Consider the following 257-nt stretch of genomic DNA (forward strand, 5'->3'; position numbering starts at 1 on the left):
TGTCTAAATTTTCTGCAGGGTTCCAGCCAGAATTTTGAATAGTTAAAGTTTGATAGTTAGTTGCACCAAATAGTGCTGGAGAAGAGATTGAATATTCCAATTTCTCCTCTTGCCAGTCTAGAGTGAAATAAACACTTAGAGCGCAAACGATCACACCCGAGATAAATCCAATGATAGTGTTCAATAATAACTCCCCAAATTTGAAAGTTTATAACGCTCGCAAAAAAGGCAGAGCTTCAATAAAGTCCAGCCCGTAG

At 38.1% G+C, this 257-nt stretch carries 1 protein-coding gene; it reads right to left on the minus strand.

All coding sequences use genetic code 11. The features are described from left to right. A partial coding sequence (locus tag SB751_RS32640) for a hypothetical protein (RefSeq protein WP_410749335.1) occupies positions 1 to 184 on the minus strand: 184 nt, incomplete at its 3' end. Positions 185 to 257: the final 73 nt, after the last annotated feature.

The organism is Cupriavidus sp. SIMBA_020, assembly GCF_046535395.1.
GTDB lineage: Bacteria > Pseudomonadota > Gammaproteobacteria > Burkholderiales > Burkholderiaceae > Cupriavidus > Cupriavidus campinensis.